The sequence below is a fragment of the Rhizobium sp. BK176 genome, from assembly GCF_024808055.1.
Window position 1 is genome coordinate 84,729 of record NZ_JANUBV010000017.1, and the last position, 22,210, is coordinate 106,938.

Annotated in this window: 22 protein-coding genes, 1 pseudogene and 1 riboswitch; of the genes and pseudogenes, 8 read left to right on the plus strand and 15 right to left on the minus strand. The window is 58.3% G+C overall.

The features are described 5' to 3' along the window. Positions 1-125: 125 nt before the first annotated feature. Positions 126-1,151: a hydroxyacid dehydrogenase gene (locus tag FHT76_RS32035; RefSeq protein WP_183757085.1), complete on the plus strand. Its 1,026-nt coding sequence runs from the start codon at positions 126-128 to the stop codon at positions 1,149-1,151. 157 nt (positions 1,152-1,308) lie between these two features. On the opposite strand, the gene FHT76_RS32040 is transcribed toward FHT76_RS32035, so the two are convergent. The 5 genes from FHT76_RS32040 to FHT76_RS32060 form a co-directional block, all read right to left on the minus strand. Beyond that, positions 1,309-1,446, minus strand: coding sequence for a hypothetical protein (locus FHT76_RS32040; protein ID WP_183757084.1), 138 nt, complete (start codon positions 1,444-1,446; stop codon positions 1,309-1,311). Positions 1,447-1,470: 24 nt separating this feature from the next. Beyond that, positions 1,471-2,472, minus strand: a complete 1,002-nt coding sequence (locus FHT76_RS32045; RefSeq protein ID WP_183757083.1) for an ABC transporter permease — start codon at positions 2,470-2,472, stop codon at positions 1,471-1,473. A gap of 12 nt (positions 2,473-2,484) precedes the next feature. Further along, positions 2,485-3,426 carry an ABC transporter permease gene (locus tag FHT76_RS32050; protein WP_246720105.1) on the minus strand — a complete coding sequence of 314 codons (942 nt, stop codon included), beginning with the start codon at positions 3,424-3,426 and terminating at the stop codon, positions 2,485-2,487. A 61-nt stretch (positions 3,427-3,487) separates the two neighbouring features. After that, complete coding sequence (locus tag FHT76_RS32055; RefSeq protein WP_183757081.1) at positions 3,488-4,981, minus strand: sugar ABC transporter ATP-binding protein; 1,494 nt, start codon at positions 4,979-4,981, stop codon at positions 3,488-3,490. A 98-nt stretch (positions 4,982-5,079) separates the two neighbouring features. Continuing rightward, positions 5,080-6,063, minus strand: coding sequence for an ABC transporter substrate-binding protein (locus tag FHT76_RS32060; protein ID WP_183757080.1), 984 nt, complete (start codon positions 6,061-6,063; stop codon positions 5,080-5,082). Positions 6,064-6,229: 166 nt separating this feature from the next. Here FHT76_RS32060 and FHT76_RS32065 point away from each other — a divergent pair, with 166 nt between their 5' ends. Continuing rightward, complete coding sequence (locus FHT76_RS32065) at positions 6,230-7,333, plus strand: LacI family DNA-binding transcriptional regulator (RefSeq protein ID WP_183757079.1); 1,104 nt, start codon at positions 6,230-6,232, stop codon at positions 7,331-7,333. A gap of 185 nt (positions 7,334-7,518) precedes the next feature. Here FHT76_RS32065 and FHT76_RS32070 read toward each other — a convergent pair whose 3' ends face one another. Further along, positions 7,519-7,761, minus strand: coding sequence for a hypothetical protein (locus FHT76_RS32070; protein ID WP_183757078.1), 243 nt, complete (start codon positions 7,759-7,761; stop codon positions 7,519-7,521). A gap of 224 nt (positions 7,762-7,985) precedes the next feature. Here FHT76_RS32070 and FHT76_RS32075 point away from each other — a divergent pair, with 224 nt between their 5' ends. Then, positions 7,986-8,279, plus strand: a complete 294-nt coding sequence (locus FHT76_RS32075) for a hypothetical protein (protein WP_183757077.1) — start codon at positions 7,986-7,988, stop codon at positions 8,277-8,279. Positions 8,280-8,500: 221 nt separating this feature from the next. Then, on the plus strand, positions 8,501-9,226 hold the full coding sequence (locus FHT76_RS32080) for an SDR family oxidoreductase (protein WP_183757076.1): 726 nt from the start codon (positions 8,501-8,503) through the stop codon (positions 9,224-9,226). Positions 9,227-9,243: 17 nt separating this feature from the next. Here the strand turns inward: FHT76_RS32080 and lhgO are convergent, their stop codons facing one another. The 6 genes and pseudogenes from lhgO to FHT76_RS32110 all read right to left on the minus strand — a co-directional run bounded on the left by lhgO (position 9,244) and on the right by FHT76_RS32110 (position 14,903). After that, positions 9,244-10,473, minus strand: coding sequence for an L-2-hydroxyglutarate oxidase (gene lhgO, locus FHT76_RS32085; protein WP_183757075.1), 1,230 nt, complete (start codon positions 10,471-10,473; stop codon positions 9,244-9,246). A gap of 327 nt (positions 10,474-10,800) precedes the next feature. Beyond that, a complete protein-coding gene (locus FHT76_RS32090; RefSeq protein ID WP_259186228.1) occupies positions 10,801-11,205 on the minus strand; it encodes a hypothetical protein in 405 nt (134 codons plus the stop codon). Between the two features lie 158 nt (positions 11,206-11,363). Then, a pseudogene (locus FHT76_RS32095) lies at positions 11,364-11,489 on the minus strand (hypothetical protein); the annotation flags it as partial. A gap of 422 nt (positions 11,490-11,911) precedes the next feature. Next, on the minus strand, positions 11,912-12,553 hold the full coding sequence (locus FHT76_RS32100) for a ThuA domain-containing protein (RefSeq protein ID WP_183757074.1): 642 nt from the start codon (positions 12,551-12,553) through the stop codon (positions 11,912-11,914). Between the two features lie 16 nt (positions 12,554-12,569). Next, the gene (locus FHT76_RS32105; RefSeq protein ID WP_183757073.1) at positions 12,570-13,670 is read right to left on the minus strand and encodes a Gfo/Idh/MocA family protein; all 1,101 of its coding nucleotides are present in this window, start codon (positions 13,668-13,670) and stop codon (positions 12,570-12,572) included. Between the two features lie 33 nt (positions 13,671-13,703). Beyond that, positions 13,704-14,903 carry an ROK family transcriptional regulator gene (locus FHT76_RS32110; RefSeq protein ID WP_183757072.1) on the minus strand — a complete coding sequence of 400 codons (1,200 nt, stop codon included), beginning with the start codon at positions 14,901-14,903 and terminating at the stop codon, positions 13,704-13,706. 215 nt (positions 14,904-15,118) lie between these two features. On the opposite strand from FHT76_RS32110, the gene FHT76_RS32115 reads away from it, so the two are divergent. The 3 genes from FHT76_RS32115 to FHT76_RS32125 all read left to right on the plus strand — a co-directional run bounded on the left by FHT76_RS32115 (position 15,119) and on the right by FHT76_RS32125 (position 18,276). Further along, complete coding sequence (locus tag FHT76_RS32115) at positions 15,119-16,429, plus strand: extracellular solute-binding protein (protein WP_183757071.1); 1,311 nt, start codon at positions 15,119-15,121, stop codon at positions 16,427-16,429. A gap of 67 nt (positions 16,430-16,496) precedes the next feature. Next, the gene (locus FHT76_RS32120) at positions 16,497-17,435 is read left to right on the plus strand and encodes a carbohydrate ABC transporter permease (RefSeq protein ID WP_183757070.1); all 939 of its coding nucleotides are present in this window, start codon (positions 16,497-16,499) and stop codon (positions 17,433-17,435) included. Further along, positions 17,428-18,276 carry a carbohydrate ABC transporter permease gene (locus FHT76_RS32125; RefSeq protein ID WP_183757069.1) on the plus strand — a complete coding sequence of 283 codons (849 nt, stop codon included), beginning with the start codon at positions 17,428-17,430 and terminating at the stop codon, positions 18,274-18,276. The genes FHT76_RS32120 and FHT76_RS32125 overlap by 8 nt, the downstream gene beginning before the upstream one ends. Positions 18,277-18,305: 29 nt before the next feature. On the opposite strand, the gene thiD is transcribed toward FHT76_RS32125, so the two are convergent. From thiD to thiM, 3 genes are read right to left on the minus strand one after another with little or no spacing between them, the layout of a single operon-like run. Next, positions 18,306-19,121, minus strand: a complete 816-nt coding sequence (thiD, locus tag FHT76_RS32130) for a bifunctional hydroxymethylpyrimidine kinase/phosphomethylpyrimidine kinase (protein ID WP_183757068.1) — start codon at positions 19,119-19,121, stop codon at positions 18,306-18,308. Positions 19,122-19,125: 4 nt separating this feature from the next. After that, positions 19,126-19,758, minus strand: coding sequence for a thiamine phosphate synthase (gene thiE / locus FHT76_RS32135; RefSeq protein ID WP_183757067.1), 633 nt, complete (start codon positions 19,756-19,758; stop codon positions 19,126-19,128). Continuing rightward, complete coding sequence (thiM, locus tag FHT76_RS32140; RefSeq protein WP_183757066.1) at positions 19,755-20,558, minus strand: hydroxyethylthiazole kinase; 804 nt, start codon at positions 20,556-20,558, stop codon at positions 19,755-19,757. Before thiM ends, thiE begins: the two co-directional genes overlap by 4 nt. Positions 20,559-20,608: 50 nt before the next feature. Then, a riboswitch (TPP riboswitch) is annotated at positions 20,609-20,704 on the minus strand. 346 nt (positions 20,705-21,050) lie between these two features. On the opposite strand from thiM, the gene FHT76_RS32145 reads away from it, so the two are divergent. Continuing rightward, positions 21,051-21,602, plus strand: coding sequence for a hypothetical protein (locus FHT76_RS32145; protein WP_183757065.1), 552 nt, complete (start codon positions 21,051-21,053; stop codon positions 21,600-21,602). Positions 21,603-22,210: the final 608 nt, after the last annotated feature.

A 22,210-nucleotide genomic window follows, 5' to 3' on the forward strand; every position in this document is an offset into this window, starting at 1 on the left:
CTAGCCATACCTGATCGCCTGGCGCTCATCGTATCATGTCGCCTGGCGCCGGTAAGGAACCAGGCGATCTTGGGTGTTTGTCAACTCGATGCGTGGTAACTACCTTGGAGGAAGAGGAGAACATCATGCCCCGCGACGTGATCTTGGTAGACCCATTGCCGCGAACACTCGACCTGATCATGGATCCAGGCGTGCGACACCGCCTGGAACAGCTCGGCGAACTTGTCATCTCGGAGGACAAACCGATGTCCGCCGAACAGATCGACGATCTGCTTCCCGAGACCGTCCTTATCTTCGGACAGACGGATATGCACACGGCGCGCCTCAACCGTGCTCAAAGGCTCAAGGCAATTATAAATGTCGAGAGCAATTTCCTTCCAAACATCGACTACAAGACCTGCGTCGAGCGTGGCATCTGGGTTATCACACCTGCAGCTGCCTTCGCTTCGCCGGTTGCCGAGGCAGCATTGGGGTTGGGGCTTGACCTCGCCCGTGGGTTTACCGAGGCGGACAGGGACTTCCGTGCTGGACGCGAACAGTATGGCCTTGCCGGCAACGAAGGCACCTTCCGCTTTGCAGGGGCCCCCGTCGGCATCATCGGCTTCGGCGATCTCGGACGCCAGTTCAGAGAACTGATCCGCCCGTTCAAGAACCCTGTTCGCGTCTTTGACCCATGGCTTCCCGCAGAGGTTATTACGACCGCGGATTGCATGCCGAGCAGTCTCGAAGACCTGCTCTCCGCAAGCCAACTGGTTTTCGTATTTGCAAGCGTTACCAGCGAAAACCAGTCCTTTCTCGGCGAGCCTGAATTCGCCATGATGAAGAAGGGAGCAGCCTTCCTCCTCATGAGCCGGGCAGCGGTTGTCGATTTCCCGGCAATGATTGCGGCGGCTGGATCCGGCCATATCCGGGTCGCCACCGATGTCTTCCCGCAAGAGCCGGTGGCATTGGACGATCCAGTGCGAAAGACACCCGGAATCCTGCTCTCCGCCCACAGGACCGGTGGAACGCGTGACGCACTCTATGCGCTGGGCTCGATGGCGGTCGCCGATGCCGAGTTGATCATGCGCGGCCTGCCGCCCCAGCTTTGCAGACGTGCCGACCTGGCAACGGTCAACCGGCTGCGGTCCAAGCCGGTTGATATCTCGTGACGTCGTTCGTCGCCCATTCTCAGGGCAGAAATTCGGCCTGATGAACGACGTCGGTCCCTCAACGGAGAGCGCTTCTGACGGAGCTGAACATTTCGAACGCCGAGGCACGCAGTGACCGAGGAAACATCGGCGCTACATCTGCGGAATCGTTCGGCCCTCAGGCTGGATAACGAACGATTTTGGGCGCAATCGGCACTGTCATTTCCGAAGACATCGGCATCAAGCTCGAATTTGTATCGTTCGACATGCTCGGCCGCTCGTAGAAGGTTTCGATCTCCAGGGAAAAGAACGACATACGCCACTCTCCATCTGTTCCAGGTCAGGTTTCGCTGACGAGTGCCTTTTCGCCGCGCCCCGTCAGCCTTGCCTGCAGCACCACGACCACGAGCAGAAACAGCCCACGGATCACCGATTGCCAGTAGGCAGACAAGGAGATCCAGCCCAGCCCATTTTCGAAATTGAGCACGTTGAATACCATGCCAAGCAACAGCGCACCTGCCAGTGTTGCACCCACGGAACCCGCCCCGCCAGTCAGGAGGGTGCCGCCGACAACGACCGAGGCGATTGCAAACAGTTCCCAGCCCACACCTTCTGTTGGCTGCCCCGCGCCAAATTGTGCCGCGAGGATCACACCGGCAAGACCGGCAAGCAAGCCTGAGCTGGCGTAGACAGCCAGAAGCGTCCGCTCCACCTTCAGCCCCATGAGTGCTGCGGTCACTTCTCCGTCGCCGATCGCCAGAACATGCCGTCCGGATGGCCGACGCTCGAGAAACAACCAGCCGACAACATAGGCGGCGACGGCAATCCAGGCGGGGATCGGAAAGCCAAGCAAGTCGTCCTGTCCGATCGTGGTGAAGCCAGTATCATAGGAAACCGATACTGACTGGTTGTCGGCAAGAAGCAGCGCCGTTCCATAGGCGGCCAGCATCGCCGCAAGCGTCGCGATGAAGGGTTGAATCCGCATGCGGGTGATGACAAGCCCGTTCAGCAGTCCGACGGCAAGACCAGCGGCGACGCCGCCGGCAAGTCCAGCTATCCAATGATAAGGAGACAGGAGCGCCGAAACGACACTTGCCAGCGCTGCCACTCCCCCAACAGACAGATCGATGCCGCCGGTCATGATCACAAATGCCATCCCAAGGGCGATCAGCGCGAACATCGAATTGTATCTGAGGAATGTCAGTATGTTGAACGGTGAAAGGAAGTTTTCATAACGCAGCGCCCCGAAAACAATAAGGGTAAAAAGCGCAACGACAACCCCAAACCGCGCAAGGTCTCCGGATGACTTCGGCACCAATGGTCTGAAAATCGCAGATAGCATCAATTCATCTCCTCAGGACTTGTCGGCGCGCTGCTGAATGAACACGGCAATAATGATCAGCGCCGCCTTGACGATCAGGGCGGCCGCGTCAGGAACACCATTGGCGAGCAGCGTGTAGCGCACCAGCTGAATCACGAGGGCGCCAAGCAGTGTGCCAATGATATTGGCTCTTCCGCCCGTCAACAGCGAGCCACCGACTGCCACCGCGGCGATGGCATCGAGCTCCATACCCATGCCAACAAGGTTCGCGTCGCTCGCTGAATTGCGAGCCACGACGATCAACCCGGCGAGACCAGCCAGGCCTCCGCTTATGATGTATACGACAGTCTTGACGTGGCGGACGGGAATACCGGTCAGGCGCGCCGCCTTCTCGTTGCCTCCAACGGCGATGATCTGGCGACCAATGACCGTGAAACGGATCAGGCAGAAGGCAAGCGCAGCAACGACAAGCATCAGGGCGACCTGGGTCGGGATTCCGGCGACACGGCCCATCGCAATGAACTGAAAAGCTTCGTTCTTGAAGACCTGCAGATTTCCGTTGGTGATGACCTGCGCAATACCGCGGCCAGCAATGAAGAGCACAAGAGTCGCCACGATTGGCTGGATCGCGAACCGCGTGACCAGAAAGCCATTAAACCACCCAAGCGCCATCGCGATCAGGAGGGGGATGATGAAGGCAAGCGCGACAGCCAATTCCGAGCTTTCGATCCTAAACAACGTACCCATGAAGATCATGGGAGCCACGGCTCCCGATATCGCCATCAGTGACCCAACCGAAAGATCGATCCCTCCTGTGGCAATGACAAGCGTCATGCCTGTCGCAACGATCACAATGGTCGCTACCTGCGTCAGATTCACGTTCAGGGTCTGCCAGGACAGGAAATTCGGGGTAACAACGATGTTGAATAGTATGAGGGCGAGGAAGGCAACGAATGTCCCATAGCGGCTAAGCATCACGAGGAGTGAGCCACGTGACTGCGACTGGGTTTTGACGGTCGTATCTGAAATCGTCATGTCAATTCACCTGGTGGGCCATAGCCGTCAAAAGGCTGGCCTCTGAAAGCTCTTGACGCGGGAGCTCTGCGACTGACATTCCGTCGCTAAGGACAGTGACGCGGTCTGCCGCTGCAAGCAGTTCCTCGAGTTCCGAGGAAATCATCAGGACACTCAACCCTTCATCCGCGAGGCCCCTAAGCAGCTTCAGTATCTCGGACTTGGCGCCGATATCGATGCCGCGCGTCGGTTCGTCGACGATCAGCACTTTAGAATCGGTGCAGAGCCATCGCGCCAGGAGGACCTTCTGTTGATTCCCACCGGAAAGCTCCTTGATCGGCTGGTCAGGAGACGCGCACTTCACGCCCAACGATTTGATGAAACGTTCGACGATAGCGTCCTGCCTCGCACGATCAACGATCCCTGACTTCTTCAACTTTGGAAGCAATGCGAGCGTCATGTTCTCACGGATGCTCATATCGGGAACAATGCCATCCACCTTGCGATCCTCGGAGACCAGTCCGATTCCATCGGCAATCGCGTCAGCAGGTTCGTCATAGTGTCGTTCGGAACCCTCAAAGCGGATTGAACCACGTTCCAGCCGGTCGACACCGAAAATAATCCGCGCCGTCTCGGTGCGACCGGAACCCAAAAGCCCTGCCAGCCCGGAAATCTCTCCTTTGCGCACCGAAAGGCTCACGTCGCGTACCCTCACACCCGAGCCGACGGCCGATAGGTCAAGCCGGACGGGCTTCTCCGGTCCTTCGGGGCCATCGCGACTGATCGCCGCGAAGGCTGCAAGCTCGCGTCCAAGCATGTGCCGGACCAGTTCCACCTTCGGCATCGCTTTCATGGTGCTGACGGCGACGGTCTGTCCGTCCCGCATGATCGTCACGCGATCACAAATCGCGTAGAGCTCATCCAGTCGATGGCCGATGAAGCAGACTGCGACGCCGTTACCCTGAAGTGTGCGGATCGTATCGAAAAGAACAGCGACCTCTCTCTCGTCGAGGGAGGACGTCGGCTCGTCCATGATCAGGAGCCTGGCATTTTGCGTAACCGCCCGTGCGATTGATACCATCTGGCGCGTTGCGGCGCTGAAGCTCGCAACAGGCCGATCGACATCGATATCAAGCTTGAAGGTTTTCAGAACCCGCCGGGCGCCCTCGCGCATGGCGTGGCGATCCAGAAATCCAAATCGACGCGGCTCGCGCGAGAGGTAGATGTTCTCAGCCACCGAACGCTGCGGTGCAAGATTGATCTCCTGGTAGATCGTGGCGATGCCTGCCGCCTGGCTTTCGGCGGGAGACGAAAACACTATGTCCTGGCCATTCAACCGGATCGAGCCATCGTCACGATGATAGGCACCTGTCAAGATTTTTATCAGCGTCGACTTGCCGGCGCCGTTCTGGCCAACCAGCGCCATTATTTCCCCTTCGGCAATCTCGAGTGAAGCCGAGCGCAAGGCCGCTACACCGGAAAACGACTTTGATATTCCCTGCATGGATAGAAGCATCGCCATACGCTCCACGACATCCTGACGCACATGCTTTGACAGAAAAACCGGCCGGTGCGGCAAAAGCCGAACCGGCCGGAAGCGATCAGACTGGGAGATCAATAGGCGCCGGCAAGCTCCGCCTTGGCGTTCGAGCTGTCGTAGAACTTATCATCATTGATGAGCTTCGGCTCAATCTTTTCGCCCTTGGCATATCGAGCCATCGTTTCGAATGCCTTGGGGCCAAAGCGCGGGTTGCACTCGACCACGGCACCGATCTTTCCGTCGACCACGAGGCCTACGGCTTCCTTGCCACCGTCGATCGAGAGAACGAGAATGTCCTTGCCGGGAACCTTGCCGGCTGCCTCGATCGCCGAGATTGCGCCGATCGCCATTTCGTCATTGTGGGCGTAAACGATGTCTGCATCCGGATGGGCCTGAAGGAGTGCCTCCGCAACCTGGCGGCCCTTGTCGCGAGCAAAGTCTCCTGATTGCGATGCGACGATCTCGAAACCACCGGCAGCCTTGATCGCCTCATCGAAGCCCTTCTTTCGGTCGTTTGCAGGAGACGCGCCGGTTGTTCCTTCGAGTTCGATAATCTTCGTCTTGCCATTTGCATTCTTGATGAGCCACTCGGCAACGCGCTGGCCTTCCTTGATGAAGTCGGAACCAATGAAGGTCAGATAGTCTTCGCCGGCCTTGGCAAGCTTAGGATCGACACTGCGGTCCAGCAATATGACCGGAATACCGGCTTTTTTCGCAGCCATGACTGCGGGGATGAGTGGCTTCTCTTCGCGTGGCGCGAGGAAGATCAGATCGACACCCTGAGCAATCATGGAGTTGACGTCCGCGACCTGCTTGGCAGCGGAGCCGGCAGCATCTGTATAGACCAGCTGATAGCCGAGCTTCTCGGCCGTTTCCTTCATACTGTTTGTCTGCGCAATTCGCCATGGATTGTTGGACTCGGTCTGCGCAAAGCCAACCTTGTATTTCTCTTTCTGCTTTAGTTTCGGAACATCCGCCATTGCGGTGGCGCCGGCAACGGCAATCGCTCCGAGGGCCGTGGCAGTAAGCATGAATGTACGACGTGAGAATGTAGCCATCTCAGTTTCTCCTCCCAAAATATTCCGGTATTCCTCCGACCGGCCGTGAGCAATAGACGCTTCACATGGGCGGATACTGTCGCTAATATTATTAGCAGTCAAGCGCCATTTTATGAGCACTTGCGAAATGCTGATTTGCGACGCAGCAAATCGCGGGAGGAAAAGTATGGGCAATCAGAATGGCGGCGACGTTGGTCGGCGCGGTGGTAAAACCCGGCCAACCATGACTGATATCGCCAAAATTGCAGGCGTGTCGCAATCGAGCGTGTCACTGGTTCTAAACGAGATGTCGGGATCGCGCATCTCTCCCGAAACACAGGCGAAGGTGAGAGATGCTGCTCATAAAATTGGTTATAAATTACCTGGTGTCCGAAATGAGGCTCCCGCCGAGACGATCGAGAAGGACACAATCGCTTTCATCGTCGACGAAATCTCAACCAGCCCGCATCCCGTCGTCAGCCTCGATGGCGCACGCGACTACGCCTTTGAGCAAGGCTTCCTCGTTTCCGCGCACGCAACCCGTTCCAATCCCGAACTCGAGGAGGCTGTGCTCCGGTCGGTTCTGCGCGACCCAAGCATCATCGGCGTGATCTACGCGACGATTTTCACGCGAAAGGTTCACGTGCCGGAAGGCCTCAGGAACACACCGACCGTCCTTTTAAACTGCTATGCGGAGCCGCGTCAGCAAATGGCAATCGTTCCGGGCGAGGTCGCCGGCGGCTTTTCCGCCACTGCGCACCTGACCGCGCTGGGACATCGACGGATCGGCTTCATCAATGGCGAGCCCTGGATGGATGCGGCAATCGACCGGCTCAAAGGCTACAAGCAGGCGCTTGCGACCGTCGACGTAGCCTTCGACGAGGCTCTGGTCCGCAATGGCGACTGGCTGCCCCTCAGAGGCTACGAGGCCGGCCTTGAACTTCTTTCGCTACCCAGCGCTCCGACCGCGATCCTCTGTGGCAACGATCTGATGGCAATCGGCGTGATGGAGGCTGCAGCGGAAAGGGGCCTGCGTGTTCCGGAGGATCTGTCGGTCATGGGTTATGACGATCAGGAGCTCGCTCGTTACACGCATCCTCCATTGTCGACGCTTGTTCTTCCTAACTACGAGATGGGCCAAAAAGCTGCAGAGGCGCTGATCGACATGGCCGTCCACGGCAAGAAGCTTCGCCCGATGACCATCAAGGTCGACGGTCCGCTGGTGGTCCGAAATTCCACTGGCAAACCCTCCAGTCAGGCAAGAGCAGTCGCAGGAGCAGAGGTGCGCTAGGGCTCTCGCCACGTCCATGCACAGCGAAGACGAACCGACATTGAAGCCGGTGGATCGGCGCCTATGGAGCTGAGAACCAGGAGAAGCAGGCAGCAACACTGGCGTCCGGACCAAATGGCTGCCGGCGCGATAGGGACATTACGAGACCGTTGGCGCCACCCCAACAGCAATTGGGGCAAAGCTGCTCAGCGCCAATAGGTGTAGTCATCTCGAGCTGACGCACGGCCTGCGAAAAACCCTAGCGTGAAGGCGATGGCGCCAATCCCCAAAAGCAGGCTCGTCGCTGTTTGAGGATGTGCAGCCGCACCGGTTGCGAGCGCTGTCGTTTCCCGCCTTACAGCTTGGGTGGCCGTCTTCGCCGCCCTGCGAAGCCCTTCGGGAGGATCACTTGGAGATCCGGTAAAGCCTGCCTTGATGTCTTCTGCCATCTTGTCCTCCGTTCCATCAATCAACAAAGGAAACTGACGGGAAGGAAACGTGTTCCGAAAGAGGTAGCTTTCGCGCGGCAAGCAATGGCTTGAGTGGTACGCGCGCTTCCCTGGCGCAATTGGCTTGGAACAAATTGGGGGCTTACGCGCGTTCCTCCCGGACAGGTCGTGGCAGCCAACCGGTTGAATACGACGCATGGATAGCAATAGTTGGGATGAACCACATGAGAAAGTCCATTTTTCCTGTAGTTGCAGCCGCCATCACGGTCAGCAGTTTCCTTGCGGCAACCGATCCTTCGCTCGCCCGGTCCCATCATCACCACCACAATACCGGAGCGGCCATAGCGGGGGGCATTGCCGCTGGAGTGATCGGTGGGCTTGTCGGTGGGTCCATCGCCAGTAGCCAGGAACAGCGCTACGTCGATCCGCCGCCGCCTCGCTGTTGGCACGAAGATCGACGGGTGCAGAACCAGTACGACGGCGATTGGCATATCGAAAGCGTGCGTGTTTGCGAGTGATTTGCACTGGCAAGGTCTGGCGATGCGAAAGCTTCTTTTTACAAATGCGCTTCCCGAGAGCCAAGGTTCTTGCCAGGCTTCGTGCGCCCCGGCCAACTCCACGCAAACTGGTGATAGTGAATGGGATCGACCGTGAACATGCGTGTGCTCCAGATCGATTTTAGGAACGTTTCGAGCTAAGTCTTGTCACCGGCAATATCATCAGGGTCTCGAGGGCGATAATGGACTGGACTGGAAAGCGGGTTCTTGTCACAGGCGCAGGCAAGGGAATTGGGCGGGCTACAGCCGTCATGTTAGCGCAGCGAGGCGCCTCGGTCGTCGCACTGACGCGCAACCCGGACGATCTGCAGTCACTCCAGCAGGAAATGAAATGCGAACCGATCTGTATGGATCTCGCCAATCTCGATCGGATCGGTGAGGAGGTCGCATCGGCCCTTCCCGTCGATATGCTGGTCAATTGCGCCGGCACCACGATCCTTCAGTCCTTCATTTCCAGCACTGTTGAGGACTTCACCCATGTCCTGAACGTCAACACGGTCGCTCCAATGGTCCTGGCGCAGGTCATAGTACGCGATTGGCTTTCTCGCGGACTTAAGGGTGCAATCGTGAACGTTTCGAGCGATGCGGCTCGTCGAGGCTTGGCAAACCATACGGCCTATTGCTCGTCGAAGGCGGCCCTTGATGCCATTACCCGTGTTATGGCTGTGGAACTCGGCAGCGCCGGCATTCGCGTCAACAGTGTCAATCCGACCGTAACTTTGACCCCGATGGGGGAGCTGGCATGGAGTGACCCTCTTAAGGCGGACCCGGTCAAAGCGCGTATTCCACTAGAACGGTTCCTTTCCCCGAATGAAGTCGCCGAAGCGATCCTCTTCCTGCTGAGCGACGAAGCATCAATGGTTACGGGCATATCTCTGCCCGTCGATGGCGGCCTTGCTGTTTCGTGAAGGGGGCGGCGCAGCAGTCACGCTTCGGCCTGCGCAGGGATGGCGTCTGAAGTCCCGTCATCACGATCAAGCAAACGATCAACGATCATTCGACCGATGGGAATGGCCGATGTCGCCGCAGGGGATGGGGCATTGCAGACATGCAGCATCCTGTCTGTCTGTTTGAACAGAAAGTCGTGCACGAGAGTGCCATCGGCCATGACCGCCTGTGCGCGAATGCCGGCCTGTGGGTTTTGAAGATCGCTGATCGTCAGCGACGGGCAGTATTTCTGACACTCAGTCAGATAGCGTGTACGCGAGGCGGAATTGGCAAATTCCAACACCGCCGAACGCCAGTTCTTCCTCGCCATTTTCCAGAAACCGGAGAACGTGGCCATGCTGTAAACGTCTCGAGGTGAGAAGCTGCCTTTAGCGTAGCCTTCGCGTGAGAATCCAAGCACTGCGTTGGGTCCCACGGTCATTCCACCATCAATCGTTCGCGTCAGATGTATTCCGAGAAAGGGCAAGTCAGGATCCGGGATCGGATAGATCAGGCGCTGCGTCACCTTCGCCTTGGATGCAGGCAACGAATAATATTCTCCTCGGAAAGGCACAATCCGATGATCGATCTTCATCCCGGCCATCAACGCGATCCGGTCTGACTGAAGGCCGGCGCACGCAACCAGTCTCCGGGCTTCGACGACCACCGCCGATGTTTGGACCCGTACGCCTTTCTCATGCTCAAGGATGGCCAGGACCTCTTTCCCACGGATGATTTCGCCGCCCCGATCCACGATTCTCTTGGCCATGGCGCGGCACACAAGCGCGTAGTCGACAATCCCCGTGGAATGAACGAGAAGGGCGCCCATGCCCGCAATATTCGGTTCATCGGCTCTCAACTGGCCAATTGTCAGCCTGGTAAAGTCAATTCCATTGCACTGCGCCCTGTCCTCGAGCGCCTCCATCCGGCGCATCTCTGCTTTGCTCGTAGCGACAAGCAATTTCCCGCAGGTTTCGAAGGGGATGCGGTTCTCGCGACAGAACTGCTTTGTTGCTTCCGCCCCTTCACGACAGAGCTTTGCCTTCAGGGTACCGGGAGCGTAGTAAATCCCAGCATGGATGACACCGCTATTGTGGCCCGTCTGATGCCTCGCGAGCTCTTCCTCTTTCTCGAGGACAATAACTTTGGCACCAGGAACTCTTTCCTGCAACGCCATCGCAACGGCCAGACCGACGATGCCGCCCCCAATGATGCAATGATCATACATTCCGGTCCCCCAATGGTCCGCCCTACGCCAACAGGCTAGCATCCACGCACGCCATCGTCTTGCGATCCTTATGGCGTATGTCGCAAAACGTCGTTCACCCATCTCTGCCAGAAAGACTAACCGCAGCCGCCAGGAGAAGCATCCGCGCCTGTCGTGGCGGCCACTGGAGATGCGCGCAGCCCGCAGTTCTGTCAGTTGCTGCCGGACGTTTTGAGCAATCCTTGCTCCAAGCAACAGGATCAAGTGCCATGAGTCCGTTCGAGGCAAGCGCTTCCGAAAACAACGAACGCGCAGTCAAACGGCCAACCGACCTGGCGCATCTCACGTCTACCTCGAACCGGCATCGATAGCGTCGGCAATCCATCGCATCGGCTGCTCGCTGCGAACAGATGCGAACCGCTCCGTTTGACAACGGCATGAGAAGCCGGAAACCATGGCGTCCTTCTGTCCTTCGTGCTGCCCCGCCCAGGACAAATCGAAAACCCGCGTGCTCAGGTGCTGATGCCGCTTCTGGTGGCCAAACAATCCAGCCATGCCGCAACATCCCGTTGCGGCGAGTTCGACAGGCGCATCGAGTGCGGCGAAGACCTTCTTCCATGCGTTCGCGCCGGGACGCCTATTTTCGCTGCAATGAAGGAAGAGTTTACGCGCAAGCCAGTCATTCTTTCCGTCATCGCGTTCGTGATCCGAGGCGCAATTGCAAATACCTTGCGGTACCGCTCGATGATCCATGAATACTCTTCCAGTCGCGACACCCCGTCAGCGAGAGGGCGCCGACGTTTCTGATAAAGCGTGCCGAGGAAGTGGGATTTCATCCGGGGTATATCGGTCTGGACTGGACATCCAGTGGCACAGCCCTTGCAGCCAAGACATCCGTCGAGTGCCGAGAGCATATCGCTCTCCAACTGTTCGTCTGCGTAATGTTGCCGATAGGCCCGGTGCCAGTGTCCCAGTGCGTCAGCGCGGCCCTTCGGGGAGTGATGAAGGTCTCGCGTCACCTTGAACGATGGGCACATGACATTGCTGCGTTGATAGCTCAGACATTGAGCATTGCCGTTGCATTTGAACGAAGGCTGAGCGGATCATTATCCGCGGCATTCACGGCGCGAAACGGCGTTGTCTCAATGCGACGAGCTTCCCGGGATTGAATCCGTTGTCCCGATTGAACGCCTGCTTGATACGGCGAAACGCATCATGCCGCAGCTCCGACAAACGCCACCAGGTATGCTCTGCGCACACCTTGCCGTGCTCCCAGAAAATTCCCCCACTCGGCCAATCGCCGATCTCCGCCTCGTCCGCTCGCTGTCCCTGCTTACCCGCAGCCGCTCAACTCCGTCGCCGACCGCTGAACGCTTCATCTGACACCGTCGAGGAATTCGTACGGTATCCTTATTAAATACCGGAGCGGCGATGGACCGCACCGGCATATCATGTTGCCTCAGCGTGCTGCCCAGTTCGCGCCGCGTCGGAAGATCGTCTTCATCTCGGGCACCAAGAACTCCTTGGCCTGATGACCGAGGGAGGAATAGAAAACCCGCCCCTTTCCATATCTCCGCTTCCATGCAACCGGCATTACAACGCCGTCGATCCAATAGGCATAGTCGCCGGTGAAACGCGTTGTCGCCAGCACCTCGTTCGACGGGTCGACATGCATGTAATATTGCTCGGACGTGTAGGGGAAGTCGCCGATGCCTTCCATGACCGGATCGTCAGGGCGGGTAACGTTGACCGTGTAGTCGATGATATTTCCAGGGTGGGCGACCCACTGGCCGCCGATGATGAACTGGTATTCAACGCAGTCCCGAAAGCTGTCACCGGCGCCACCATGGTATCCGGCAATGCCAACCCCACCTTCAATCGCCGCCGCCAGGTTTTTGATCTCTTCCTTCTCGATCTTCGACATCGTCACGATGGGCACCACGAGGCTGAGGTCGTGGACCGATGGGTCTGCAAAGGCTTCGGTCGTATGCTCGACGTAGACCTTGAAGCCGTCCTCCTCCAGCATGTCCTTGATGATTGCCGCGCATTCCTGGGGCTCATGGCCACTCCATCCGCCCCAGACGATCAGTGCTTCACGCATATTTTCCTCCTGATAATTACTTCGCCAAGCGGCCGTCGACGAGCGACTGTGCCAGCGGCGCGGGCCGTTCTGTTTGAGTGCTTATGTTGACCGTACGGCCGCTCGCGGAAGCAGTGTGGAACGCTTCCATGACCTCAAGGACATGCAGGGCGAGGTCGCCATTTGCGCGATGCGTACGGTTCGAGCGGATCGCGTGCGCCATGTCGGCAACGCCGATCGAGCGATAGTTTCCGTCGCCATAAGGCGCTGTTGGTTGCTGCAGCTCGAAGGTCCCACCCTTCCTCAGCACCTCCACGTCGCCACCGAAGTGGTTCGGGTCGGGGACGATCAGGGTTCCCTCGGTTCCGTAAAGCTCCAGCGGAACGTGCCTATGACCGGCGACGTCGAAACTCATGCCGATCTGGACAACAGCACCGTTCACGAAGGCCATGAGGCCCGCGACATGGGTAGGGACGTGCACGGGAATATGCTCACCATTTCGCGGCTCACTGGTAATGACCCGTTCTTTGCGCGGCGTGACGGCGAAGCCCGCCACCTGCGCAACCGGTCCAAAAAGATTGACAAGATCGGTGATGTAATAGGGTCCCATATCAAGCATCGGTCCCCCGCCCACTTCATAGTAGAAGGCAGGGTTGGGATGCCAGCGCTCGTGGCCGGGGCACATGAAGGTCGCAGTTCCCCCGACGGCCTGGCCAATCACGCCCTGATCGATCAGCGTGCGCGCGGTCTGATGGCCGCCGCCGAGGAACGTGTCGGGTGCGGCGCCAATGCGCAGACCCCTGGCTTTTGCCGCGTCAGCAAGCCGCTTGCCTTCCGCAAAATTGATGCCGAGCGGCTTTTCCGAATAGGCGTGCTTGCCGGCCTCAAGCGCCTGCAGGCCAACCGCAACATGCGCCTTCGGTATCGTCAGATTGACGATGATCTCGACCTTGGGGTCGGCAAGCAGCTCATCGATGCGTCGTGCCGGCACGTTGAATTCGTTGGCCCTTGCCACAGCCAGATCATGGTTCAGGTCTGCCACACCACGAACATCCAAGATGGGGAAGGACGCCATCGCTTTGAGGTAGGCGCCTGAGATGTTCCCGCACCCAATAATGCCGATACCGACTGGTTCCATTATTTCCTCCCGTTGAATGTCGTGATTTGTTGATCAGAGCGCCGGACCGGTAGTGTTCCACGGCGACTCGTAGAGTTCATACAGCGCTACCGCAGCTGCCCCCTGCGCCCAGAAGTCGTCGGTCGAATCGTCAAAGACAAGTTCAGCAACTCCCTTCAACGAGGGGGGAACCGCGAGTGAATAGGCGTTTTGCAAGCTGTCGAGAAACGGCTCGCCGAGCGCCAGGCTCGAACCGACAAGAATGACGCGGGGGGGCGCAAACAAAGTGACGATGTTGGCGATCGCCACGCCAACGGCTTCTCCAGCGCGGATGGCGGCACTGATCAAGGTGTTATCTTCGGCCTTGATAAGGGCTTGAGCATGCGTCATTCCGCGCCCAAGCCGGATCGCCTCGGCAAAGCGGCCACTGGCAGGTTGGTCACCCAGAATTTCGCTCTCTCCAGCCTGGCTGGATAGTCTCACGACGCCGCGCGGTCCCATCCCAAGGACCAGATCGCCGAGGTTGTGGCTAAGCCCGCCGGCGCCCCGGAACAACTGATTGTCGTGGAGCACCCCGAGACCGAGCGTCTGTTCCAGAGAAATAAGGACCATATCCTCTAGATCGCGCGCCTTTCCAAACCAGTGATGGGCAAGCGTGATGGCGTGTGCATCGCTCTCCACGATTGTTGGCGTGTTTAGGCGGGCTGTCATCTCGCCGGCAAAATCAACATTCGTGTCGCGGAATATCTGGCTGCTGCGAATATGACCGGTGCGATGCTCAATCACGCCGGGAAGGCCAAGGCAGACCGTATCGATATCTTCGAGCGAAAGCCCGGCATCGACCACGCAGCGCCGCACGCCATCTTCCACAAGATCGGCAATCACACCGATCGGCTGTCGATCGATCCGAATGGGAAGGGTGAGTTGCGACAACACGTCGCCACGAAAGTCGGCCACCACGAAAACGAGGCGGTTCGCGGCAATCTTGGCGCCGACCACTCTTGCGGCATCCGGGTTGAGCTCGAGCATCACCCGTGGCCGGCCGCGTGCCGCTTCATTGCGAATGTCGCCCTCGTGGCGAGGCAGGATGAGCCCGTCATCGAGGAGAGAGCCGGTGATCGCCGACACCGTCGTCGTCGACAGTTGCGTTCGCTCACTGATCTCGACACGCGATATCGCCCCGTGACGGCGGATCGTGTCCAGCACATTCAAACGATTGATCGCGCGCATCAATTCGGGATCTGCGGTCTTCATGTGGGCGAGCCGGCTCTTCCATGTCCCGTAAAGCGCACGGGACTCATAATTTCAACGGTATGCGAATTAAATAACGCGTCGCCGCCCCCCGATGTCAAGGAAAAACTGTCATTTTTCTGCAGGGTAGTTGACATTCGCCAAAACCTCCCGATGATTTAATCCGCATAAGGGAAAAATTGAAGAGGACGATTTTTGCCCTTACTGGAGGAGAAATCATGTTTGACCATATGAAGGCGAAAGCCATGCTTCGCAGCCGTTTCATCTCTCGCTCTGCAGCGACCGGACTTACGCTCCTGATTGCTGCGGGAAGCGCGGCAGCAGACACGACAGTCAGGTGGCTGCATCTTGAACTCGATCCGAATTACGTCGCGATTTGGCGCAAGATCGCGGACAAATACCAGGCCGAACACCCCGGCGTGAAGATCGAAATGCAGTTCCTGGAAAACGAGGCCTTCAAGGCGAAGCTTCCGACGTTGTTGCAGTCGAGCGACGCGCCGGATTTCTTCTACAGCTGGGGCGGTGGCGTGCTGAAGCAGCAGCTGGCCACAGTGACGCTGATGGATCTCACAGAGGCGATGAACGCGAAAGACGGTGCCTGGGTAAAAACGTATAACCCGGCGGCAGTCAAGGGCCTGTCTTATGACGGAAAAATCGGTGCCGTGCCATTCAAGATGGGAACCGTCTCTTTCTTCTATAACAAGGCGCTCTTTGCCGAGGCCGGGGTCGATGCCGCCGGCATCAAGTCGTGGGACGACTATCTGGTTGCCGTAAAGAAGCTCAAGGATGCCGGCATCGTGCCGATTGCTGGCGGTGGTGGCGAGAAATGGCCGATCCATTTCTACTGGAGCTATCTGGTCATGCGTAATGGCGGCCAGAAGGCATTCGAGGCGGCGAAGGCTGGTGATGGCGAAGGTTTCAACGACCCGGCGATCGTCAGGGCCGGCGAACAGCTAGCCGAGCTCGGCAAGCTGGAGCCGTTCCAGCCGGGGTATCTCGGCGCCACCTGGCCGCAAACCCTCGGCGTCTTCGGCGACGGCAAGGCGGCGATGATCTTGGGCTTCGAAAATACGGCGGCGAACCAGCGCACCAATGCCGGTGACGGAAAGGGGCTCGATCCCGACAACATCGGTCGCTTCGCATTCCCAGCGGTTGCCGGCGGCGCTGGCGCCGTCACAGACACTCTCGGCGGCTTGAACGGCTGGGCGGTAACGAAAAAGGCGCCCCCTGAAACGCTCGATTTCCTCGCCTACCTGACGAATGCCGAAAATGAGCGCGAAATGGCAAAGGCCGGCATGCTCATCCCTGTCACCGTCGGTGCCGAGGATGGTGTCACGAACCCCTTGTTGCACCAGTCTGCAGAACAGCTGGCGCACTCGACCTGGCACCAGAACTTCTTCGATCAGGATCTTGGCCCCTCCGTTGGCCGTGTCGTGAACGACGTCTCCGTGGCCATCGTGTCAGGTCAGATGAGCCCTGCCGACGGATCACAGCAGATCCAGGAAGCCTTTGAGCAGGATCAGCTCTGATCACGACTGTCGCGGCGCGGAGAGATATCCGCGCCGCAATCAATCTGCATCAGAAGGATCTGCCGACATGACCACTATAAGCGCAACTGGCGTCATCCGTCAGCGCTCGGCTGTAAAATCATCGGCGCGCAGCAAGGATCCCAGCCTAGCGCGACGGCTGCCGGTCCTGCTCCTGTTTCTGCCTCCAGCCCTGTTGCTCTTTACGATATTCGTCATTCTCCCAATGGGCGAGGCAGCGTGGTACAGTCTCTACAAATGGGACGGCTACGGTTTGCCGACGCAGTTCGTTGGAATGCGGAACTTCGAGGTTCTGTTCAAAAACACTGCCTTCCTTACGGCTCTGAAAAACAATGCCCTGATCATCGTCGTTTCGATCCTGATCCAGATTCCGCTTGCCATCTGGCTGGCGATGATGCTGGCACACCGGATCGCCGGGGTGGTTCTTTTCCGTTTGATCTTCTTCCTGCCCTACGTCCTCGCCGAGGTTGCGGCCGGTCTCATCTGGCGCTTCGTCTATGACGGCGACTACGGATTGTTTGCCTCGGCGGCCCACCTCATCGGTGTCGAGACACCCTATGTCCTTGCGGACAAGGACCTGGCAATTTACGCAGTACTGGCCGTGGTCGTCTGGAAGTACTTCGGCTTCCACATGATGCTGTTCATCGCCGGACTGCAGTCGCTTGACAAGAGCGTGCTTGAGGCCGCCGAAATCGACGGCGCCAGCGGTTGGCAGCGGTTCCGCTATATCACGCTGCCACTGCTCGGCTCGACGGTCCGACTGTCCGTCTTCTTTGCCGTCGTTGGTTCACTACAGCTCTTCGACCTCATCATGCCGCTGACCGGCGGTGGGCCTTTCAACGCGACACAGACGATGGTCACCTTCCTGTTCAACTTTGGCGTCACGCGCATGCAGGTTGGCCTCGGGAGCGCCGTCGGTGTCGTCCTGTTCGTCATCTGCGTGACGCTCGCTTTCGGTTACAAACGGATATTTATGCGCAATGACTGACACGGCCTCAACCGCCCGGATTGCTACCGGCACGAAGATCTACCTCTACGTCTCGCTGACGCTCATTGCCGCGATCGTGCTGGTGCCGCTGTTGACGACAGCGCTTGGCGGCTTCAAGGATCTCGGCGATCTTCGCACCAACCCTTTCGGGTTGCCTGCCACATGGCATCCGGAGAACTACACCGACATTCTCTTCGGAGACCGCTACTGGCGGCAGATGATGAATTCTCTGATCATCGCGACGTTGACAGTTTGCCTGACCGTTTCAGTCTCTGCGATGGCCGCTTTCACCTTCGCACATGTGAAGTTTTTCGGTGCCGGCTTCTTGCTCAACTACTTCCTGATCGGCTTGATGTTTCCGGCAGCGACCGCAATCCTCCCTTTGTTTATACGAATCCGTGACCTGGGGCTGTTGAATTCCTACTGGGGCGTGGTCTTACCGCAGGTCTCTTTTGGGCTCGGCATGAGCATTCTCTTGTTCCGGAACTATTTTCGTAACCTTCCGGAAGAATTATTTCAGGCGGCTATCGTCGATGGCTGCGGATACATCCGCTTCTTCTGGCACATCTCTCTGCCCCTATCGCGGCCGATCATCGCGACCGTTAGTATCATCTCCTTCGTCGGTAGCTGGAACAGCTACATTCTGCCATTGATCATGCTGAATTCCGAGACGATGTATCCATGGCCCCTGGGGATCATGGTCTATCGCGGCGAGTTTGGCACTGCGTGGCAGCTTGTACTCGCCTTCATCACGCTGACGATCATGCCGACCATCGTCGTATTCTTCCTGGCCCAGAAGCATATCATTGCAGGGCTGACAGCGGGAGCGGTCAAATCCTGACGCCCCGCCACATGTCAATCGCCAGCGTCTCAACGGCTCTCAAGCAGAGGCCAGAACTGATGGAAATGCAGGACCGGACCATGCCCCGAGCCTACGCTTAACGATCCGGAATGCTCGATAGCACGCGCAAGGTAACCCTTTGCATTGGCAACCGCGTTGGGAAGCGTCGCACCCTTTGCGAGCTCTGCAGCCAGCGCGCTCGAGAGCGTGCAACCGGTGCCATGGGTATTCGCGGTCGCAATCCGGCTTGCTTCGAACCAATCCAGTCCCGCGTCCGACGCCAGGACATCCGGGCTTTCACCGCCAGAAAGATGACCGCCCTTGACGAGGACTGCTTGCGGGCCCATTGCCCTGAGGCGTCTTGCGTGATCCGCCATTTCCTCCCGTGACTGAGCCACGTCTTCACCAAGCAGTGCGGCAGCCTCTGGCAGGTTGGGCGTCAGCAGTGAGGCGAGCGGCAACAGGCGTCGCGTTATGACGTCAACAGCAGACAGGTCGAGGAGGGCGGCTCCACCCTTCGCCACCATGACCGGATCAAGAACGATCGGCACCTCCTCATGCTCCACAATCACATCGACTATGGCGGTGGCAATTTCCGCGTTGGCAATCATGCCAATCTTGATAGCGTCGACACGCACATCCGCGAACACAGCTCTGATCTGATCCGCAACGAATGCAGCGGGGACGAGATGTACGCCGGAGACACCCTGGGTGTTCTGCGCTGTCAGCGCGGTCAACACCGCCATCCCATAGACACCGCATGCAGAGAATGTCTTGAGATCGGCTTGGATTCCCGCGCCTCCCGAGGGATCTGAGCCGGCGATGGTGAGTATGTTGCGGATCATTGATTTACCTTATGCTTCTGATGTTCGAGGATATCCGACGGCTGGCGGCCTCAGGATCCGCAGATCCGCAGATTGCGGAGACGACAGCAATACCCTTGGCTCCCGCCGCAAACACCTCACGCACATGGCCAGCCTTCAGTCCCCCAATCGCGACGGATGGAACGGGACAACACGTTATCAGGCAGGCAAGGCCATGAAAGCCAATTGGCTGCTTGTGGTCCGCCTTTGTCGGGGTCGCAAACACCGGGCCGATCCCGGCATAGTCGACAATTGTTGGATCTACCGCCTCTGCCAATGCCTGCGTTTCCACGGATAGTCCGAGGACCATGTCGGGCCCAATGCGGGCGCGTGCCAGGCGGACATCCATGTCGTCCTGACCGACATGGACGCCGTCTGCACCGACCGCGAGCGCAGCCTCGACGTCATCATTGACGATCAATCGCGCACCTGTGCCCGACAAGGCCATCTTCAGCGCGCGGCCCGTTTCGATGATTTGATCGGTGGCAGCTCGCTTGTCGCGCAACTGAACCACGGTCGCCCCGCCGGCAACTGCAGCAAGCGCTGTCGCCACGAGCCCGAAGGAAGCGCAAAGGTCTGGATCAAGGACAAGATAGAAAGAAAGATCGAGGTTCTTCATGCGCCCGCAACCTTTGCGCTGTGATCAAGACAAGGCCCATCAACCGTTGCCAGCGCGTCCAGGAACCGCCAGGAAAAAGAGCCCGGGCCCTGAGACCTGCTGGCCGCCAGTTCACCGGCAACAGCGAAAGTGGCAAGGGCCGCAACCGTCGCATCGAACGGCACGTCGGGTCGCGCAGCCGCAAATGCCCCGACAAGGCAGGTCAATGAGCAACCCAGTGCTGTCACCTGCGGCATCAATTCCGAGCCACCTTCGATGCGAACCGCGCGCTTCCCGTCAGTGATGAAGTCTACGGCGCCCGTTACCGCGACGATCGCACCGTGCCTGTCGGCAAGCAGCCGGGCAGAATACTCAGCGTGTTCGACGCCGTCCCCGCTGTCGACGCCCTTGCCTCGGTAAGCACCCCCGGCAAGAGCGATGATTTCGGAGGCATTGCCGCGGACGATGGTGGGACCGAGCTCGATGAGTCGGTCGGCAGCAGCACGGCGGAACGACGTTGCGTAATGGGCGACGGGGTCGAGAACCCATGGCTTGCCAGATTGCCTCGCGGCAATCGCAGCTGCCTCCATGCCACGCAGCCACCCGGATGATAGCGTACCTATGTTGATCGTTAGTGCCCCGGCAATCTTGGCAAACTCGGCGGTCTCCTCCTCTGCATGCACCATGGCAGGAGAGGCCCCGACTGCCAGAAGGACGTTGGCAGCAATGTTCATGGCAACGTAATTGGTGATGCAATGGACAAGTGGAACATGCTCTCGCAGCTCGTTCAGCAATGTCCCAGGTGGGATTTGAAACAGCATGGTTCGCCTTTCGATCGGGGAAGGAAGGCGCTGAGACCAATGCATTAAGCGAAGGATCCCGAGCGACTCCCTCCGCCGGCATTATCCGGTTCAGGTTCAAAGGGTACGTCTCAGCCAACCAGACGGTGGCGCCCCTGTCTCTCACGCCAAGCTTCTCGCAGAGAAGAGAGCGCCTGTCATCCCCTAAATGCACATGGCGAAACGAACACGAGAGACTGCCCGTAAACGGATGCGTCGGGCACTCCACCGCGGACTGTCTCAAAGTCTCACCGAAGCAGACATGCCAGCACCAAGCTCGCAGATATCGACCTGTCGGAGCTGCCACCGCGTGTTCGGCAACTGCGGGAAGGAAGAGTTGGTGTATATCGAGATCGCCCCTATGCAGTCTGCGCAACTGAATGCATTGACTTCTAACAGAACTGCATAGATTCAACGATTATTGAAAGACAGTCTTCTCATTCTGATGCCTCAACATGAGTGGAGATGCAATCAATGGCTAATTTCCTTGAAAAGTGGTCTACCAAGAAGGCAACCAAGCCGACTCCAGGTGCCAAAAACATCGTTGACGTATTTCGCGGACGAGTGGCTGAGCAGAAGGCCTATCTAGAGGAATACGAGCGCGACACATCTGGCTTTAGCAAGTGGCGTTCAACGTGGTTTCAGAAGGTACCGGGCGGGTTCGGCGTTACGGTCGGTCGAGACTCCGTCGATGCAGGCCACGGCCTGAGCTATGTCGTCGTCTCATCGACATCGGATGTAGCCGAGTTTCTCGATGACCTTGCCTATCACGCAGAGAACGACGTTGGCTTCCAGCAGGCGCTCGAACAGAACCGGCTTCGGCGGGTCGGGTTCCTGAATGCAGCCAAGTCGGCGGGTGCCAAGTCAATGGACAAACCGTCCAAGCCCGCTGCGACAGCAAGCTCTGCTACAACGAAGACAATCGTTTCCCGTGCGAAACCAGCCTCGAAGACGAAAGCAACAACCGCCCCGCAACCGGGCGCGGCAAGACGTGGACGCAAACCCAAATCTGACGCATCGGCCTAGACCACGAGCGTTGCAGGCCATACAAGTTGGCGGCGAATATCACCGCAAGGAAGCGGTTGCACGGGCTCGCACAGTGTGAGTTTCGTCAGTCGCCCTCATGATGCCTCCAGGGGCGAGCATGATACCATGGCATCGCGCACGCGCTGGATTCAATACTCCTCCAGGGAAGCGCGCTGTCCGGACGTGAAGGCGAAAGACACCAAGGCGTTAACGTCGAGTGGATCAATAGTTCCTTCCAGGAAGTGGCTTTGGGCTACTGTCGCAAAACGCCATGTTTCGGCGACCTCTCACCGTGCAAAAGACTCTCTGTTGTTCGAAGCTTTTCAAATCGAAAGACTGGCGACAAGAGGTGCGACTCGTGCACCTTTGCGCAGGGACACGGCCTGAAGCGATATACTCTTCTCGCCGAACGCGAGATCGACGCGCAGGACGCATTCCGTGAAGGTGGCCGTCCTAGTTGGGGATCACTAAATACGCCGAGTAACGCTATATAGCTCCATCTTCCGCCGGACCAGTCCGCACGATTCGACTTCAATGAGGTCCCGGCACATCTGACGCCCATGCTTCGGAATGGCATGCCTTTGTCTGGCGCCGGTTGTGACGATCCC

Coding starts and splice junctions, on each gene's coding strand:
- FHT76_RS32050 (WP_246720105.1), bottom strand. CDS start 3,426: ATGCTTAGCCGCTATGGGACATTCGTTGCCTTCCTCGCCCTCATACTA.
- FHT76_RS32035 (WP_183757085.1), top strand. CDS start 126: ATGCCCCGCGACGTGATCTTGGTAGACCCATTGCCGCGAACACTCGAC.
- thiM (WP_183757066.1), bottom strand. CDS start 20,558: ATGCTGTTTCAAATCCCACCTGGGACATTGCTGAACGAGCTGCGAGAG.
- FHT76_RS32060 (WP_183757080.1), bottom strand. CDS start 6,063: ATGGCTACATTCTCACGTCGTACATTCATGCTTACTGCCACGGCCCTC.
- FHT76_RS32145 (WP_183757065.1), top strand. CDS start 21,051: ATGGCTAATTTCCTTGAAAAGTGGTCTACCAAGAAGGCAACCAAGCCG.
- FHT76_RS32115 (WP_183757071.1), top strand. CDS start 15,119: ATGTTTGACCATATGAAGGCGAAAGCCATGCTTCGCAGCCGTTTCATC.
- thiE (WP_183757067.1), bottom strand. CDS start 19,758: ATGAAGAACCTCGATCTTTCTTTCTATCTTGTCCTTGATCCAGACCTT.
- thiD (WP_183757068.1), bottom strand. CDS start 19,121: ATGATCCGCAACATACTCACCATCGCCGGCTCAGATCCCTCGGGAGGC.
- FHT76_RS32125 (WP_183757069.1), top strand. CDS start 17,428: ATGACTGACACGGCCTCAACCGCCCGGATTGCTACCGGCACGAAGATC.
- FHT76_RS32105 (WP_183757073.1), bottom strand. CDS start 13,670: ATGGAACCAGTCGGTATCGGCATTATTGGGTGCGGGAACATCTCAGGC.
- FHT76_RS32040 (WP_183757084.1), bottom strand. CDS start 1,446: ATGTCGTTCTTTTCCCTGGAGATCGAAACCTTCTACGAGCGGCCGAGC.
- FHT76_RS32055 (WP_183757081.1), bottom strand. CDS start 4,981: ATGCTTCTATCCATGCAGGGAATATCAAAGTCGTTTTCCGGTGTAGCG.
- FHT76_RS32070 (WP_183757078.1), bottom strand. CDS start 7,761: ATGGCAGAAGACATCAAGGCAGGCTTTACCGGATCTCCAAGTGATCCT.
- lhgO (WP_183757075.1), bottom strand. CDS start 10,473: ATGTATGATCATTGCATCATTGGGGGCGGCATCGTCGGTCTGGCCGTT.
- FHT76_RS32065 (WP_183757079.1), top strand. CDS start 6,230: ATGGGCAATCAGAATGGCGGCGACGTTGGTCGGCGCGGTGGTAAAACC.
- FHT76_RS32120 (WP_183757070.1), top strand. CDS start 16,497: ATGACCACTATAAGCGCAACTGGCGTCATCCGTCAGCGCTCGGCTGTA.
- FHT76_RS32045 (WP_183757083.1), bottom strand. CDS start 2,472: ATGCTATCTGCGATTTTCAGACCATTGGTGCCGAAGTCATCCGGAGAC.
- FHT76_RS32090 (WP_259186228.1), bottom strand. CDS start 11,205: ATGGATCATCGAGCGGTACCGCAAGGTATTTGCAATTGCGCCTCGGAT.
- FHT76_RS32100 (WP_183757074.1), bottom strand. CDS start 12,553: ATGCGTGAAGCACTGATCGTCTGGGGCGGATGGAGTGGCCATGAGCCC.
- FHT76_RS32080 (WP_183757076.1), top strand. CDS start 8,501: ATGGACTGGACTGGAAAGCGGGTTCTTGTCACAGGCGCAGGCAAGGGA.
- FHT76_RS32075 (WP_183757077.1), top strand. CDS start 7,986: ATGAGAAAGTCCATTTTTCCTGTAGTTGCAGCCGCCATCACGGTCAGC.
- FHT76_RS32110 (WP_183757072.1), bottom strand. CDS start 14,903: ATGAAGACCGCAGATCCCGAATTGATGCGCGCGATCAATCGTTTGAAT.